Origin of the sequence: Streptomyces sp. NPDC088254 (assembly GCF_044740925.1) — a bacterium.
Lineage (GTDB): Bacteria > Actinomycetota > Actinomycetes > Streptomycetales > Streptomycetaceae > Streptomyces.
The window spans coordinates 1,504,694-1,517,482 of sequence record NZ_JBIURQ010000001.1; the positions used below are offsets into that span (position 1 = coordinate 1,504,694).

A 12,789-nucleotide genomic window follows, 5' to 3' on the forward strand; every position below is an offset into this window, starting at 1 on the left:
GAGCTGGGCCCGTACGGCGTGAGCGGCACCAGGCCAGGCTTGCGTCAACGTCACTCCGGGTCGGGTGGGGGTGCAGTCAGCCGTAGTCGTTGCGGTTCGTCGCGCCGTTCCCAGCGGATGCGCAGGCGGCGGAAGCCGTGCAGCCAGGCGATCGTGCGCTCGACCACGGAAGATGCCCAGGTCGGAGCCGTGTGGCTGACCTCGTTCGGCGATGACGGGGCGGACGCCCCGCGCCCGCAGCAGTACCCGCAGCAGTCGGCGGTACTCGTCGTGGTCGTAGCCGCGGTCGGCCGGCAGCGCGTCGGGCCTGCGCCGTGGCCCGCTAAGTTCCGAGTCCGCCCGAGCACGCCGACCGCTGGCCCGAGATCAGCGCCGACTTCACCCGGGCCGCGCGCGCTGAACCCGGCTGCCTGTGGTTCGACTGGTCGGGCAGCGTGGAAGAGCCGACGGAGTACGTCCTGGTCGAGGCCTTCCGTAACGACGAGGCCGGCATCGCTCATGTGCAGTCCCCGCACTTCAAGGCAGCGCAGCAGACGCTGCCGCCCCATCTGGTGGAGACGCCACGCATTGTGAACATGACCGTTCCGCAGGATGACTGGTCCCTCCTTGGGGAGATGGCGTTCCCCGGCGAGAAGTAGCCGGCTGCCGGGCCGTCCAGACCTGAACGCGACCACCTCGAACGCAGCAGTCCATCGTGGTGTTTCGTAACGTGTCCGGCTCATGGTTCATTTGATCGATCCCATGGACCGCCGCCTGCGCCAAGCTCGCGGCATGACTGACACCCCCCACCACAACGCCAAGCAACCACAGCGCGGCGCCGAGCCGACTGACGTTCTGCCCGGCGCCACCCGGCGATCCGTCATAGCCACCCTGGGCGGCGCCGCCCTCGGCGTGGCCGCGCTGGGTGTTGCCACCACGCAGGCGACCGCCGCCGCAGAGCCCGACGCCGGGCTCCAGGCTGCCGCGGCCTGTATCCTCACGCCCGAGCAGACCGAGGGGCCCTACTACCTGGATCTGGAGACGGTCCGCGAGAACATCACCGAGGGCAAGGCCGGAGTTCCGCTGACTCTCCGCGTCACGGTGGTGCACGCCACGAGCTGCGCCCCGCTGCCCGACACGGCGGTCGACATCTGGCACTGTGACGCGCTCGGGGCCTACTCGGGTTACGTCGCCGGCGGATCCACCCCGGACACGACTTTCCTGCGGGGCGTGCAGCTGACCGACTCCGCGGGCGTCGCGGAGTTCACCACCATCTACCCGGGCTGGTACGTCGGCCGTGCCCTCCACATCCACGTCAAGACACATGTGGGCGGCACCGTCTCCAACGGGACCTACCACGGAGGCCACGTGTCCCACACGGGCCAGCTCTACTTCCCGGAGACGTACAACACCAAGGTCGCCGCCCTCTCCCCGTACCGGAACAACACGGCCACCCGCACCCTCAACGCCAGGGACGGCATCTACCGCAACGGCGGGTCCTCGACCCTTCTGACGCTCACCCAGGCCGGCAGCGACCTCGGCAAGGGAGTGACCGGGACCGTCGTACTCGGTATCAACCCGGCTGCCACACCCGACGGACGTCCATAACGCTGTTGTGCGCAACACCTGGACGGAGGCGTGGGTTTCGGCCCTGGAAAGCGCGGCCAGGAATCGTGGATGAGCCGGAGTCGAACGTGTGAGATGTGCGGCGCTGCGCTGATCGCGAGACCGCACGGCGGTCGGCCGGCTCGATACTGTTCCAATGCCTGCAGACAACGGGCGTTCCGGCAACGGCTGGCGGACCGGGATGACCGCCGGAAGCAGCAGGAGCCCTCGGGTGGCTCGCCCGGGGCGCAGCGCGCCACGGCGACTGCTGCATCGCTGCCACTGGCGCTCGACTCCTTCGTCGGCCGGCAGCGGGAGCTGTCGCGTCTGGGCGCGCTGCTGAGCACTTCGCGCCTCCTGACGTTGACCGGTGCGGGCGGTGTGGGCAAGACACGACTGGCGCTGGAGTTCGCCAGGGGGCTGCCGAACCGCTTCACCCGAGCCGACCTCGTGGAACTCGCTTCGCTGCAGGACGGCACTTTGCTGCCACAGTCCGTGGCCGCCGCTCTGGGCGTGGGCGAACGAGAGGGCCGGGCCGGCGTCGACGTTCTGGTCCGTGCGATCGGTGACGCCTCCCGGCTGCTCATTCTGGACAACTGCGAACATGTGGCCGAGCCCTGTGCCCGATTGGTCGCGGCCCTGCTGGGTGGCTGCTCGCGGCTACGGGTCCTGGCCACCAGCCGGGAGGCCCTGCGGGCATCCGGAGAGACCGTGTTCCGGGTGGGGGAGCTGTCCCTGCCACCGGCCGATGCCGGAGACGACGTGACAGTTCTCCTGCGCTCGGATGCCGTGCGGCTGTTCGTCGAGCGCGCCTCGAGCCGGTCACCGGGATTCACCCTCAACCGCGGCAACGGTGGCCACATTGCGGAGATCTGCCGTCGGCTGGACGGCCTCACGCTCGCCATCGAGCTCGCGGCCGGTCACATCGGCACCCTCGCACTGAGCGACATCGTGGCAGGACTGGACGACCAGCTGACCCAGCTCGACCTGCTCAGCAACGGAAGCAGAACCGGGCCCCGGCGCCACAGCGGGCTCGCTGCCGCCGTCGACTGGAGCCATCGGCTGCTGGATCCGGCGGAGCAGGCGGTCTTCCGGCGTCTGGCGATCCTCGTCGGCGGTTTCGACGTGGCCGCGGCCCGAACGATCTGCGTCGACAGTCGCATCGGGCCCCGGGAGCTCTTCCGTATCCTGTGCGCCCTGGAGGCGAAGTCCCTGATCGTACGTCTGCCAGGAGAGGAGGAGGCACCCGCACGCTTCCGGCAGTTGAGCACCATCCGCGCCTACGCCATGGAATGCCTGTGCGTCTCCGGCGAGTTACCCGCCACCCTGCGACGAGCTGCCGCATGGCTGACCGAGGTGGCCGATCAAGGCCATGCCGATGTGTTCGCTGACCAGGCGAGCAGTCCATTGACGGCGGAACGGGACAATCTCGTCTCGCTCCTGGCCTGCGCCACCGGCCTTGACGAGGGCGCGCGGGGGCGGCTCGCACTGGAGCTGGCTCGGGTGCACTACCAGCAGGAGCAGCCTTCGGCCGCCCGCGCGGTGCTCACCGGACTGCTGCGGGAAACCTGTGGTCGGGTGCTCGGCGGCTCGGTGCCGGCGCTCGCCGCGCGTGTGGCCTGCCAGCGGGCGGACCTGGAAGAAGCCCTGAGCCTGGGAGAACAGGCCGTGAACATGGAGCGGGTACGCCACGACCCCGCCGGGCTGGCCAACGCCCTGGACGCCCGGGCGGCGGCCCGGCTGTGCCGCGGTGAGTTCGCCGAGGCCGTCGCGGATCTGCGCGAGTGCCTGGAGGTCGTCGCCTCGCTCGGTACCCCGCAGGACACCGCGTGGTGCACCCATCACTTGGCCTGGGCGCTGCTCCAAGCGGGCGAGGAGCTCGAAGCCGACGAGCTCATGTCCCGGTGCCTGCCGGTGCTCAGGAAGCACGCACCCTGGCCTCGGACCGCGGCCGCGCTGCACACCGCGGGAGCCGTCCGGCTGGCTCTGGGCAGGCTGCAAAGCGCTGAGGCGCTGTTCGCCGAGGTGCTGCGGATCGCACCCGGGGCGAGTTTCCACTCGCTGTACCCCGTCGAGGGCCTGGCCCTTGTGGCCGCCGAGAGCGGGGACATGCAGCGAGCGCTGCGGTTGTACGAGGCGAGCGCGCAGGCCAGGCGTCGACTGGACACCGAGCCCGAGGCGCCGTGGCGACACAGGATGGACCAGGTGGCCGCTCGCGCCAGGACACGGCTGCCGACAACCGCGCGGGACGCCGCGGTCGCCGCTGCCCGTGAGCTGCGCGGGGACCGGCTCATCGCGTACGCACTGCGGACGCGGAGCGGCTACCACCGAACCATGGCGGACTCGGTGCACGTCACCGACGGGCCGTACCGGCTTACCGCAAGGGAGTTCAGGGTGGTTGAACTCGTCGCCCAGGGCCTGACCAACCGCCAGATCGCGGATCGGCTGGGCCTTTCGATCCATACGGTCGCCACGCACCTGGACAAGGTCCGCGACAAGCTGGGCCTCCGGTCACGCACGCAGATCGCTCTGTGGGTGGCTGCACGGCCGGAAGGCGACCACACCACGCTGTGGTGAGCCGGCTCCCCGCGGCGCCGACCTCAGGGGGTGAGCGCTCCCGTCGACCGGGCCAAAGGTGCCCTCGACCTCGTCGCGGGTGACTTCTCGACGCGACAAGACCCCCGAGAGCTATCTTGCCCCCATTGTGGAGGCAGTTGAGGGGTCAGGGCAGCCGGACAAGCGATTCCCCACCCCGCTGAAGCGGGGCGCACCGAACGCATACGGCACAGTTTGCCTGCTGCCACTGACAAGGCCGTGAAACGGGCTGCGCGCTCGCAGCCCGCGCGCATTCCGCGTCGACTCAGGCATCGCCGTAGGCGTTGGAGCGGCCCGAGGGCTGCAGCTCGCCGGGCTGGTCGGGGTCGACGGCGGCGACAATCGCGTCGCGGCGGTGGCCCGGCCTTTCGCTCCTCCTCCGCCTGGATCCACCAGGGGCTGTTCCGTTCTGCGAGGCCGTGCTCCTCTAGTCGTCGGGCAACCAGTGCAGTGCGAACCACAGTTCCATGCGGATGTTCGGGTCCTGGAGGTCGACGTCGAGGAGTTCGGCGACCCGCGTGAGGCGGTGACGCACGGTGTTGCGATGGACCTCCAGGGCTGCGGCAGTGCGGTCCCAACTGCCGTGCAGAGCCAGCCACGTTCGCAGGGTCTCGAGGAGGACAGAGGCGCCCGGCGCGCCGGCCCGGTCCAGCGGAGCGAAGCGCGCACGGGCGTGCTCTCGGGCGTCGGCAGGGGGGATGAGGGCGTGCACGGTGAGTGGCTCGTTGCTCTGGATGACGGCCGGTGTGTTGGTGGCGATCGCGCGCTGAAGAGCCCGTTCGGCCTGAGAGTCGGCGCGGGGCAGGTCGGCCGCGGGTACGGGGGTGCTGAAGCCGAGGGTCCACCCGAGAACGGCGGCCAGCGCGGGGGCGCTCGGCGAGGTTTCGGGTGTGCTGGGGATCAGCGCCCGCAAGTGAGCACCGTCGATGTGCACATACGGGGAGCCCAGTGCGTTGGCCAAGGCGGCGAGTTGGGCCGGGTCTCCGCCGGGACGGGGTGTGGCTCCGGTAGGCGCCGGCGCGTGGCGGCCGTGGACGACGATCCAGTGGTCGCCCGTCGCCTCGTCGGCGGGTGCCAGTGCCGGCGCCACCTCGGCTGGGGCGGCGCCGAGCATGAGCCGCACGAGTGCGCCGACGCTGCGGGCTTCCGTACTGAGGGCGTGGCGGGGGCTGGTCAGCAGGGACAGCAGGACCGTCGCTGTACTGGTCATCTGCCGGTGCACCACGCTCGGGGTTTCGGTGGCGGCCTGCCCGAGGGCCAGTGAGGTAGCAGTGCTGTCCGCGCCGGGCAGGGTGTGGACGGTCAGGTGCACGCCATCGAGGTGGTGAGCGGCCGCCGCCGGAGGCGGGGGTCTGTCCTTCACATGGTCGTGGGCTGGGCGGGCCGTGACACGTCTGGCGAGATCGCGCAGAAGTCCCGGGATGGGGGCCGGGGGCCGGCAGCCCGCGCTGAACAGTTCGGTGCCCTGGGCGTCGAAAACGACCGCCCAGGCCCTGGTGTGGGTGCTGAGCTGGTTGAGAACGGCCTGCAGCGCGTCCGGACGGGCGGCGGCGGAAGTGAGAGCCGACTGCGCCTGGGAGATCTCTCTCAGCACGCGATTGTGGGCCTCGGCGATCGCGGCGTAGGTGGCTTGACCGACGGCGACGAAGGGTGTGTCCGGCGGCAGTCTCAGCAGCGGCAGTCTGTGCCGGTCGCAGGCGGCGACGAGCTCCGCCGGAATCTCCTGGTACACGGGTGCGACGCCGAAACCGAGTGCGGCCACCCCCGCGGCGACGACGCGCGCCACGTATGTGTCGATGCCCTCGGCGTCCTTCGGGAGACGGACCCCCGCGGTGAGGAGGAGTTCACCGCCCACAAGATACGGCGTGGGGTCCTCGATCTCGGTGGTGCCGACCGTGCCGATGAGGCGGTCCTCCGCCGGCCCGGCGACCTGACTCAGGCCCAGTCCGGGGTCCGCGAGCAGCACCGAGAGGGGGACGGACGGCTGAACGGTCTCGCTCATGAGGAGAGATCCTCCCATCCGGGAGCTCCACGGGAGTGCCGGATTCATCCAACGGACGCATCCATATTGGATAAATCCCGCACTTCAACGCCAGTGCCAACGGCCGATACCTTCAGTGAACCAGCAGGGCGCTCCCCGGCCCTGATCAGCGCCGCATCCGCGGGGCACCACCCCGGCTCTGCAGCGCTGCACTCTTCCCCCTCCCGCATTCCCCCCGCCCCCTCTCCCGCTCCACCTTCCCCCCTTTTCATCAGCACGCGCGTGCCGCCCCTTCGTACCCGGCACGCAGCCGCTGTCTCCCTCGACAGCAGCCACTCGGCGGCTCAGCGCACCACACGCGAGCCGCAGCGAACAGGAGGACCTGATGGCCGTCGACTACCTCGTCATGATCGTTTATTTGTTGGGCATCGTCGGCGTCGGCTGGTGGGGCAAGAAGCGCGCCGCCTCCAAGAGCGACTTCCTGGTCGCCGGACGGCGGCTGGGCCCGCTCATGTACACCGGCACCATGGCCGCCGTCGTCCTCGGCGGCGCCTCCACCATCGGCGGCGTCCGCCTCGGCTACGTCTACGGCCTCTCCGGCGCCGCCATGGTCTTCTCCATCGGACTCGGGCTGCTGGCCCTGAGCATCTTCTTCTCCGCCCGGATCGCCCGGCTGCGCGTCTACACCGTCGCCGAGATGCTCTCCCTGCGCTACGGCGGCACCGCCAGTGTCATCTCCGGCCTGGTGATGTGGATCTACACGCTCATGCTGGTCGTCACCTCCACGATCGCCTACGCCAGCGTCTTCGGCGTGCTGTTCGACGTACCGCGCTGGGCCGCGATAGTCTTCGGCGGCTCGATCGTCGTGGGCTACTCGGTGCTCGGCGGCATGTGGTCCATCACGCTCACCGACATGGTGCAGTTCGTGATCAAGAGCGTGGGCGTGCTCGTCCTGCTTCTGCCCATCGCGGTGGTCAAGGCGGGCGGCTTCTCCGCCATGGCCGACCGGCTGCCGGACGGCTACCTCTCGCCGACCTCCATCGGCGGGCAGACGATCTTCACTTTCGTGCTGATCTACACGTTCGGCATGCTGATCGGGCAGGACATCTGGCAGCGGGTCTTCACCGCCCGCACCGACAAGGTCGCCGCCTGGGGCGGTACCGTCGCCGGCGTCTACTGCCTCGTCTACGCCCTGGCCGGAGCCGTGATCGGCATGGCCACCAAGGTGCTCTACCCGCACCTGGGCAGCCCCGACCAGGCGTTCGCCACCATCGTGGAACGTGCCCTGCCCATCGGGATCAAGGGCCTGGTCCTGGCCGCCGCCCTGTCCGCCATGATGTCCACCGCCAGCGGTGCCCTGATCGCCTCCGCGACCGTGGCCAACAACGACGTCTGGGCCCGGCTGCGCCGCCGTGGCCACCATGCCACCGAAGCCACAGCCAACGCGGAGGAGCACGACGAGATCCGCGGCAACCGGTTCGCCATCGCCATCCTCGGTGTGGCGTCCATGGCCATCGCCTGCCTACTGGGCGACGTGCTCGCAGCCCTCACCGTTGCGTACAACCTGCTGGTCGGCGGCTTGCTGGTCCCCATCCTCGGCGGTCTGCTCTGGAAGCGCGGAAACATGCAAGGGGCCCTCACGGCGATGATCGCAGGCGGCTTCACAGTGATCACCCTGATGGCGACGCACGGGCTTCTCGCCAACGAGCCGATCTACTACGGACTGCTCGCCAGCCTCGCCGCCTACGTGATCGTCAGCCTCGTGACCAAGCCGACCGACGAAGCGGTGGTCGAGGCGTGGCGCCGCCGCCTGGCGGCCAAGCCGGCCGGCACGCCCGAGCCCGAGCTCACGGCCGCCTGACACCGCACCCGCGGTTGACCCCATCGCTGTCCGCATCGACTCCGCACCCGGAGTCCGCACCTCGAAGGAGCCTCGTATGACCCGGCCGCTGGCCGTCTTCACCGACCTCGACGACCTCGATCCGGCACCCGGGGTGGCCCTGCTGACGGAGGCGGGCTTCGACGTGCGGATCGCCGACAGCGCTGATCCGGACACCATCGCCAGAGTGGCCTCGGACGCCGTTGCTCTCCTGGTCGGGTACGCCAAGGTGGACGCCGACCTCCTGGACCGGCTCCTCCACGTCCGCATCCTGGCCACGCTCTCAGCCGGCCACGACATGATCGACAGCGAAGCCGCACGCGCCCGCGGCCTGTGGGTGTGCAACCTGCCCGACGCCGCCACCGAGGAGGTCGCCGTCCACGCACTCGCCTCGGCCCTTTCGCTGGTACGTGAACTCCCGCAGGCCGACGCCGTGGTGCGCCGCGGCGGCTGGACCACCGACCTGCCCCGGTTTCCCCGCCGTACCAGCGACCTGACACTCGGCCTGGTGGGCATGGGCCGTATCGCCTCCCGCCTCGCCGAGCTGGCCGCACCGATCTTCGGCCGCGTCGCCGCCTACGACCCGCTGTGCCCTCCCGAACAGTGGCCCGCCGCTGTTCAACGGACCGACCTGGACACCCTGCTGGCGTGCAGCGACGTGCTGTCCCTGCACGCTCCTCTCAACGACACCACCCGCAATCTCATCGGCCGTGCACAGCTCGAGCGCATGCCGGCCGGCAGTTTCCTGGTCAACGTCGCCCGCGGAGGCCTGGTCGACCTCACTGCGGTCCTGGAGGCCCTGGACAGCGGCCACCTCGCCGGGGCGGCCCTGGACGTCCTCCCCGTCGAACCCCCCGCCCCGGACGACCCCGTACGCACCCATCCCGGGCTGCTGCTCTCCCCGCACAGCGCGTTTCTCTCCGACGCCTCACGGCGCGCGTACGTGGAACGCCCGGCCGAGAACGTCATCGCCTGGCACCGCACCGGGCGCCCGCTCACCCCCGTCGTCACCCCCGCCACCGAAGGAATCGCCCCGTGACCGTTCCGACGCTCCACGCCGACCAGGCGGCCAGGGCCGCCGAGGAGCTGCGGCTGCGCCGCGAACTCGCCGCCGTCTACCGCCTGGTGGCGCACTTCCGGATGACCGACCTGATCTTCACGCACATCTCCGCCCGGCTCCCCGGCCCGGACCACCACTTCCTGATCAACCCCTACGGCCTGCTCTTCGAGGAGATCACCGCATCCAACCTCGTCAAGATCGACCTGGCGGGCAGGCCGGTTGAGGACACCCCCTACGCCGTGAACCCCGCCGGCTTCGTCATCCACAGCGCCATCCACGCCGCCCGGCCCGACGCCCACTGCGTCCTGCACACCCACACCAAGGCCGGCTGCGCCGTCGCGGCTCAGGCGCAGGGCCTGCTTCCCCTCAACCAGATCTCCATGGAGTTCTACGGCAGGCTTGGCTACCACGACTACGAAGGCGTTGCCCTCAACCTCGCCGAACGGCAACGTCTCGTCGCCGACCTGGCCGACCACCCGGCGATGATCCTGCGCAACCACGGCCTGCTGACCGTCGGCGAGAGCCCTGCCCAGGCTTTCCTGCGCATGTACTACCTGGACAAGGCGTGCGAGATTCAGACCACGGCCATGGCCGGCGGCTCGAAGGTCGTCACGCCCCCCGCTGACGTCTGTGAGCTCACCGCGCGCCAGCTCTCGGGCGAGGACGACAGCTCCGACCTCCAGGACGACGCGGCGTACGACCTCGCCTGGTCGGCACTGCTCCGCGTCGTGGAGCGCATCGCCCCCGACTACAAGGCCTGAGCCTGACTATTTGCTGTGGAGGGCAGCAGGCCGTGCTCGCCGAATACCTTCCTCTGTCTTCTTCGCAAGGCTTCGACGATCTCTTCGGGTGTCAGGCCGACTGGCTTCTCGCCGGCCTCACCGCGCGAGCCGATGCCTCCCGCTGCTTGGCCGGGACCGCACCGACGCGATGCCCCGGGGCGTGGCGCCGCCCCGAGGCCCGCCGTTGACGTCCCCGGCAGCTGGCGCCCTGAGCGCGCTGCTTGGCCAACCTGGCCAACTGTGACGCTCAGGGACAGCTCATGATCGTGTTACGAGCTCTTAGGGTTACTCAGTGTGAGGTCTGGAGGGCTGCGCGCTTCCCGTCCTGCCGGTCTCGCGAACGCGTACGGTGATCCGCTGTGTGGTGGTGCTGCCATGCGGTGGGGGTTTGCGCGTCACCTCGCGTCTGTGCGGACCCCCGCCCGGGTTTGCTGCTGTCAGGTTTTGATGATGGCGGCGGGCAGGGTACCGGTGAGGATCGCCCATATCCAGGTGCAGTCCGCGACCGAGGACCACTCGATCCGCTTCCACCAGTACCACCTGGAAGACCAAGGGCGGATCCGCACCCGCAAGGTGTGCGAGATCGAGGGCCGCGAGGTGTCGAACGCGGAGATCGGCAAGGGCTACGAGTACGCGAGAGACCAGATCGTCGCGATCACCGCCGACGAGCTGCGCGACCTGCCGCTGCCCACCGCGAAGGCCATCGAGATCGTCGCCTTCATGCCGCTGTCGTCGATCGACCCGATCCGCATCGGCGAGGGCTATTACCTCGCCCCGGACGGCCAGGTCGCGGCCAAGCCGTACAAGCTGCTGCGACAGGCCCTGGCCCGCTCCTCGAAGGTGGCCGTCGCCAAGTACGCCTGGTCCGGCCGCGAGCGGCTGGGCCTGCTGCGGGTGCGCGAGGACGTGATCGTGCTGCACTCGATGCGCTGGCCCGACGAGATCCGCGACCCTGCCGAGCTGCTCCCGCCGCCGGTCGAGGTGGCGGAAGAGGAGATCGAGGGCGCGCTCGCCCTGATGGACACGATGAGCCGCGACGACCTCGAGGGCGAAGAGTTCCAGGACGCCTACACCGAGGCCATCGCCAGGCTCATCGAGGCCAAGCGCGAAGACAAGCCCATGCCCCAGGCGCCCGAGCGGGAGCAGCCGAGCCAGGTCCTCGACCTCATGTCCGCCCTCCAGCAGTCCGTCGCCCAGGTGAAGGCCCCCCCCGCGGCGAGGACGCCGACGTGCACGAGTTGCCGGAACGGAAGAAGGCCCCGGCGAAGACGGCGGCGGCCGCGAAGAAGCAGCCGGCCAAGAAGCCCGCGGCGAAGAAGCCCGCGGCGAAGAAGACGGCCGCCCGCAGGCCGCGCAGCGCCTGACGTCAGCCGTCCAGGAGACGTCCCAGCAGGCCCCGCGACACCGGCCCGGACCTGGCGCGCCGCCTGGAACGCCGCCACCACCACCCTCACCCACCCAGCCGACGGCCGCCGTGGGCCGCCGGGACCTGTTGGCCGGCGTTCGAGACGGGCGTTTCGCCAGGTCGTCAGTGTCGGCTCGATCAGGGCCCATCGGGCGTCGGACAGATCGCTGGGGTACGGCTGGCGCTCGCTCACAGCACAGCGTGATCACGGCCATGGCCGATGGGTGGGTTCCGCTGTAGTCGGGCGGTTCCGTGCCATTTTCAAATTGGACGGGTTTCCGAGTGCAGAACCATGTGAAGCGGACAGTCGAGTGTTCGACCTTGCAGGGAACGAATCACCTCTAGCTGGCGAAGAAACCCAAAATAGGTCACGGGTAAAGCAGGCATACCGGAAGAACCCTATGTGAACGCCCACTCAGAGGGCGTTTTGAGAGTAATTGGGCAGGTGGCGGTGGGGGCTTGACCCTGGCGGACCCTCGTTGGCGACCACTCTCACGATGCTGTTCGAGGCAGTGCTCCGCGATACTCGTCCTGTGGAGTGGTTCGAGCAGGCCCGGGCGGCGGAACAGTGCCGGGATTGGGATGCGGCAATCGCCTTGGTAAGCGCCCACGCCGAGTGCTACTCCATCGATCCCTACAGGCACGACAACCATCTCTGGCACATGGATTTGCTTGCGCGTGCGGAGCGGCTCTCGGAACTCACAGAGCGTGCTCTCACGGATGTCCACGCACGTCGGAGACTCAACAGATCGCTTCGCGAGCGGGGGATGGAGGCGGCTCTGCGCAGCCGTGCCGGAGACGGTGATCGTGGTGCCCTGTACGTCCTTGTTCGGCTGCTGTGCGAGAGGAGTCGGATTCAAGAAGCCCATCGCGTGGTCCAAGACCTCGGCCCAGACGATCAGTACGCACACCAGATCGTGGCCGGCTTTCGATCGCCATCGAGCGGTGCGCAGTAACGCTCGGCACCTGCCTTGTCTGACCTATGAAAGACCGGTTCGTGGAGTACGTCATTCTCGGGTGAGGCTGAGTCAGGGTGGCTGGTCGCGGTGTTCGGTCGGCTGCTGCTTCCTGGTGAAGTTGCCAGCATCGATCTCGGTGAGGATGTCGAGTTTGACGAGGCGTTTCAGCTTGGCGCGGGTGCCTTCGATGTTCTTCGGCAGCAGTTCGTGGTCGAGGGCTTGGCAGATGTCGCGGGCCCTCAGCGGGCCGGTGGCCTCGTTGAAGGCGGCGAGGATGCGAGGGTAGTCCGGGTGCTCGGGCAGGTCCGGCGAAGCCGTCCGGGCTGGGAGCCGGTCGGCGAGGGCGGTGACGGTCTTCCGGGTGATCGCCAGGTGCTCGAGGTGGGTCTCGGCCTCCCGTAGCCGATCCTGCAGTTCGTCGATCTGCGTGCGGAGGTTCTCGGAGCAGATGGCCCTTGCGGCAGCCGTCCTCATCCTCCAGCGACCCGACAGTCAGGACCAGCCTGTCCCCGGCAACGTCATCCCGCTCCGCCCGTCCGGCGAT

7 protein-coding genes and 4 pseudogenes are annotated in these 12,789 nt (G+C 69.5%); 7 read left to right on the plus strand and 4 right to left on the minus strand.

Features of this window, described 5'->3' with window-relative positions:
* Window positions 1–101: 101 nt before the first annotated feature.
* Window positions 102–318, minus strand: a pseudogene (locus tag ACIOC0_RS06700) (IS5/IS1182 family transposase); the annotation flags it as partial.
* On the opposite strand from ACIOC0_RS06700, the pseudogene ACIOC0_RS06705 reads away from it, so the two are divergent.
* The 3 genes and pseudogenes from ACIOC0_RS06705 to ACIOC0_RS06715 all read left to right on the plus strand — a co-directional run bounded on the left by ACIOC0_RS06705 (window position 271) and on the right by ACIOC0_RS06715 (window position 4,161).
* Window positions 271–638 (plus strand): annotated as a pseudogene (locus ACIOC0_RS06705) (putative quinol monooxygenase). The pseudogenes ACIOC0_RS06700 and ACIOC0_RS06705 sit on opposite strands and share 48 nt — an antisense overlap.
* A 133-nt stretch (window positions 639–771) precedes the next feature.
* The gene (locus ACIOC0_RS06710; RefSeq protein WP_402153048.1) at window positions 772–1,587 is read left to right on the plus strand and encodes an intradiol ring-cleavage dioxygenase; all 816 of its coding nucleotides are present in this window, start codon (window positions 772–774) and stop codon (window positions 1,585–1,587) included.
* Window positions 1,588–1,965: 378 nt separating this feature from the next.
* The gene (locus ACIOC0_RS06715) at window positions 1,966–4,161 is read left to right on the plus strand and encodes an ATP-binding protein (protein WP_402153050.1); all 2,196 of its coding nucleotides are present in this window, start codon (window positions 1,966–1,968) and stop codon (window positions 4,159–4,161) included.
* Between the two features lie 445 nt (window positions 4,162–4,606).
* Here the strand turns inward: ACIOC0_RS06715 and ACIOC0_RS06720 are convergent, their stop codons facing one another.
* Window positions 4,607–6,181, minus strand: a complete 1,575-nt coding sequence (locus ACIOC0_RS06720; RefSeq protein WP_402153052.1) for a PucR family transcriptional regulator — start codon at window positions 6,179–6,181, stop codon at window positions 4,607–4,609.
* A 364-nt stretch (window positions 6,182–6,545) separates the two neighbouring features.
* On the opposite strand from ACIOC0_RS06720, the gene ACIOC0_RS06725 reads away from it, so the two are divergent.
* The 4 genes and pseudogenes from ACIOC0_RS06725 to ACIOC0_RS06740 all read left to right on the plus strand — a co-directional run bounded on the left by ACIOC0_RS06725 (window position 6,546) and on the right by ACIOC0_RS06740 (window position 11,245).
* Window positions 6,546–8,021 (plus strand): sodium:solute symporter, encoded by a 1,476-nt coding sequence (locus ACIOC0_RS06725; RefSeq protein WP_402153054.1) that lies wholly within the window; start codon window positions 6,546–6,548, stop codon window positions 8,019–8,021.
* A 76-nt stretch (window positions 8,022–8,097) separates the two neighbouring features.
* On the plus strand, window positions 8,098–9,078 hold the full coding sequence (locus ACIOC0_RS06730; RefSeq protein WP_402153056.1) for a C-terminal binding protein: 981 nt from the start codon (window positions 8,098–8,100) through the stop codon (window positions 9,076–9,078).
* On the plus strand, window positions 9,075–9,860 hold the full coding sequence (locus ACIOC0_RS06735) for a class II aldolase/adducin family protein (protein ID WP_402153058.1): 786 nt from the start codon (window positions 9,075–9,077) through the stop codon (window positions 9,858–9,860). Before ACIOC0_RS06730 ends, ACIOC0_RS06735 begins: the two co-directional genes overlap by 4 nt.
* A 468-nt stretch (window positions 9,861–10,328) precedes the next feature.
* Window positions 10,329–11,245 (plus strand): annotated as a pseudogene (locus ACIOC0_RS06740) (Ku protein).
* A 123-nt stretch (window positions 11,246–11,368) separates the two neighbouring features.
* Here the strand turns inward: ACIOC0_RS06740 and ACIOC0_RS06745 are convergent.
* Both ACIOC0_RS06745 and ACIOC0_RS06750 read right to left on the minus strand, forming a co-directional pair.
* Window positions 11,369–11,479: pseudogene (locus ACIOC0_RS06745) on the minus strand (IS5/IS1182 family transposase); the annotation flags it as partial.
* An 835-nt stretch (window positions 11,480–12,314) separates the two neighbouring features.
* Window positions 12,315–12,719 carry a hypothetical protein gene (locus tag ACIOC0_RS06750; RefSeq protein WP_402153060.1) on the minus strand — a complete coding sequence of 135 codons (405 nt, stop codon included), beginning with the start codon at window positions 12,717–12,719 and terminating at the stop codon, window positions 12,315–12,317.
* Window positions 12,720–12,789 lie beyond the last annotated feature (70 nt).

Excerpts from the sequence above, each read along its gene's own strand:
- ACIOC0_RS06710 (WP_402153048.1), top strand. The coding sequence starts at position 772 with ATGACTGACACCCCCCACCACAACGCCAAGCAACCACAGCGCGGCGCC.
- ACIOC0_RS06730 (WP_402153056.1), top strand. The coding sequence starts at position 8,098 with ATGACCCGGCCGCTGGCCGTCTTCACCGACCTCGACGACCTCGATCCG.
- ACIOC0_RS06750 (WP_402153060.1), bottom strand. The coding sequence starts at position 12,719 with ATGAGGACGGCTGCCGCAAGGGCCATCTGCTCCGAGAACCTCCGCACG.
- ACIOC0_RS06720 (WP_402153052.1), bottom strand. The coding sequence starts at position 6,181 with ATGAGCGAGACCGTTCAGCCGTCCGTCCCCCTCTCGGTGCTGCTCGCG.
- ACIOC0_RS06725 (WP_402153054.1), top strand. The coding sequence starts at position 6,546 with ATGGCCGTCGACTACCTCGTCATGATCGTTTATTTGTTGGGCATCGTC.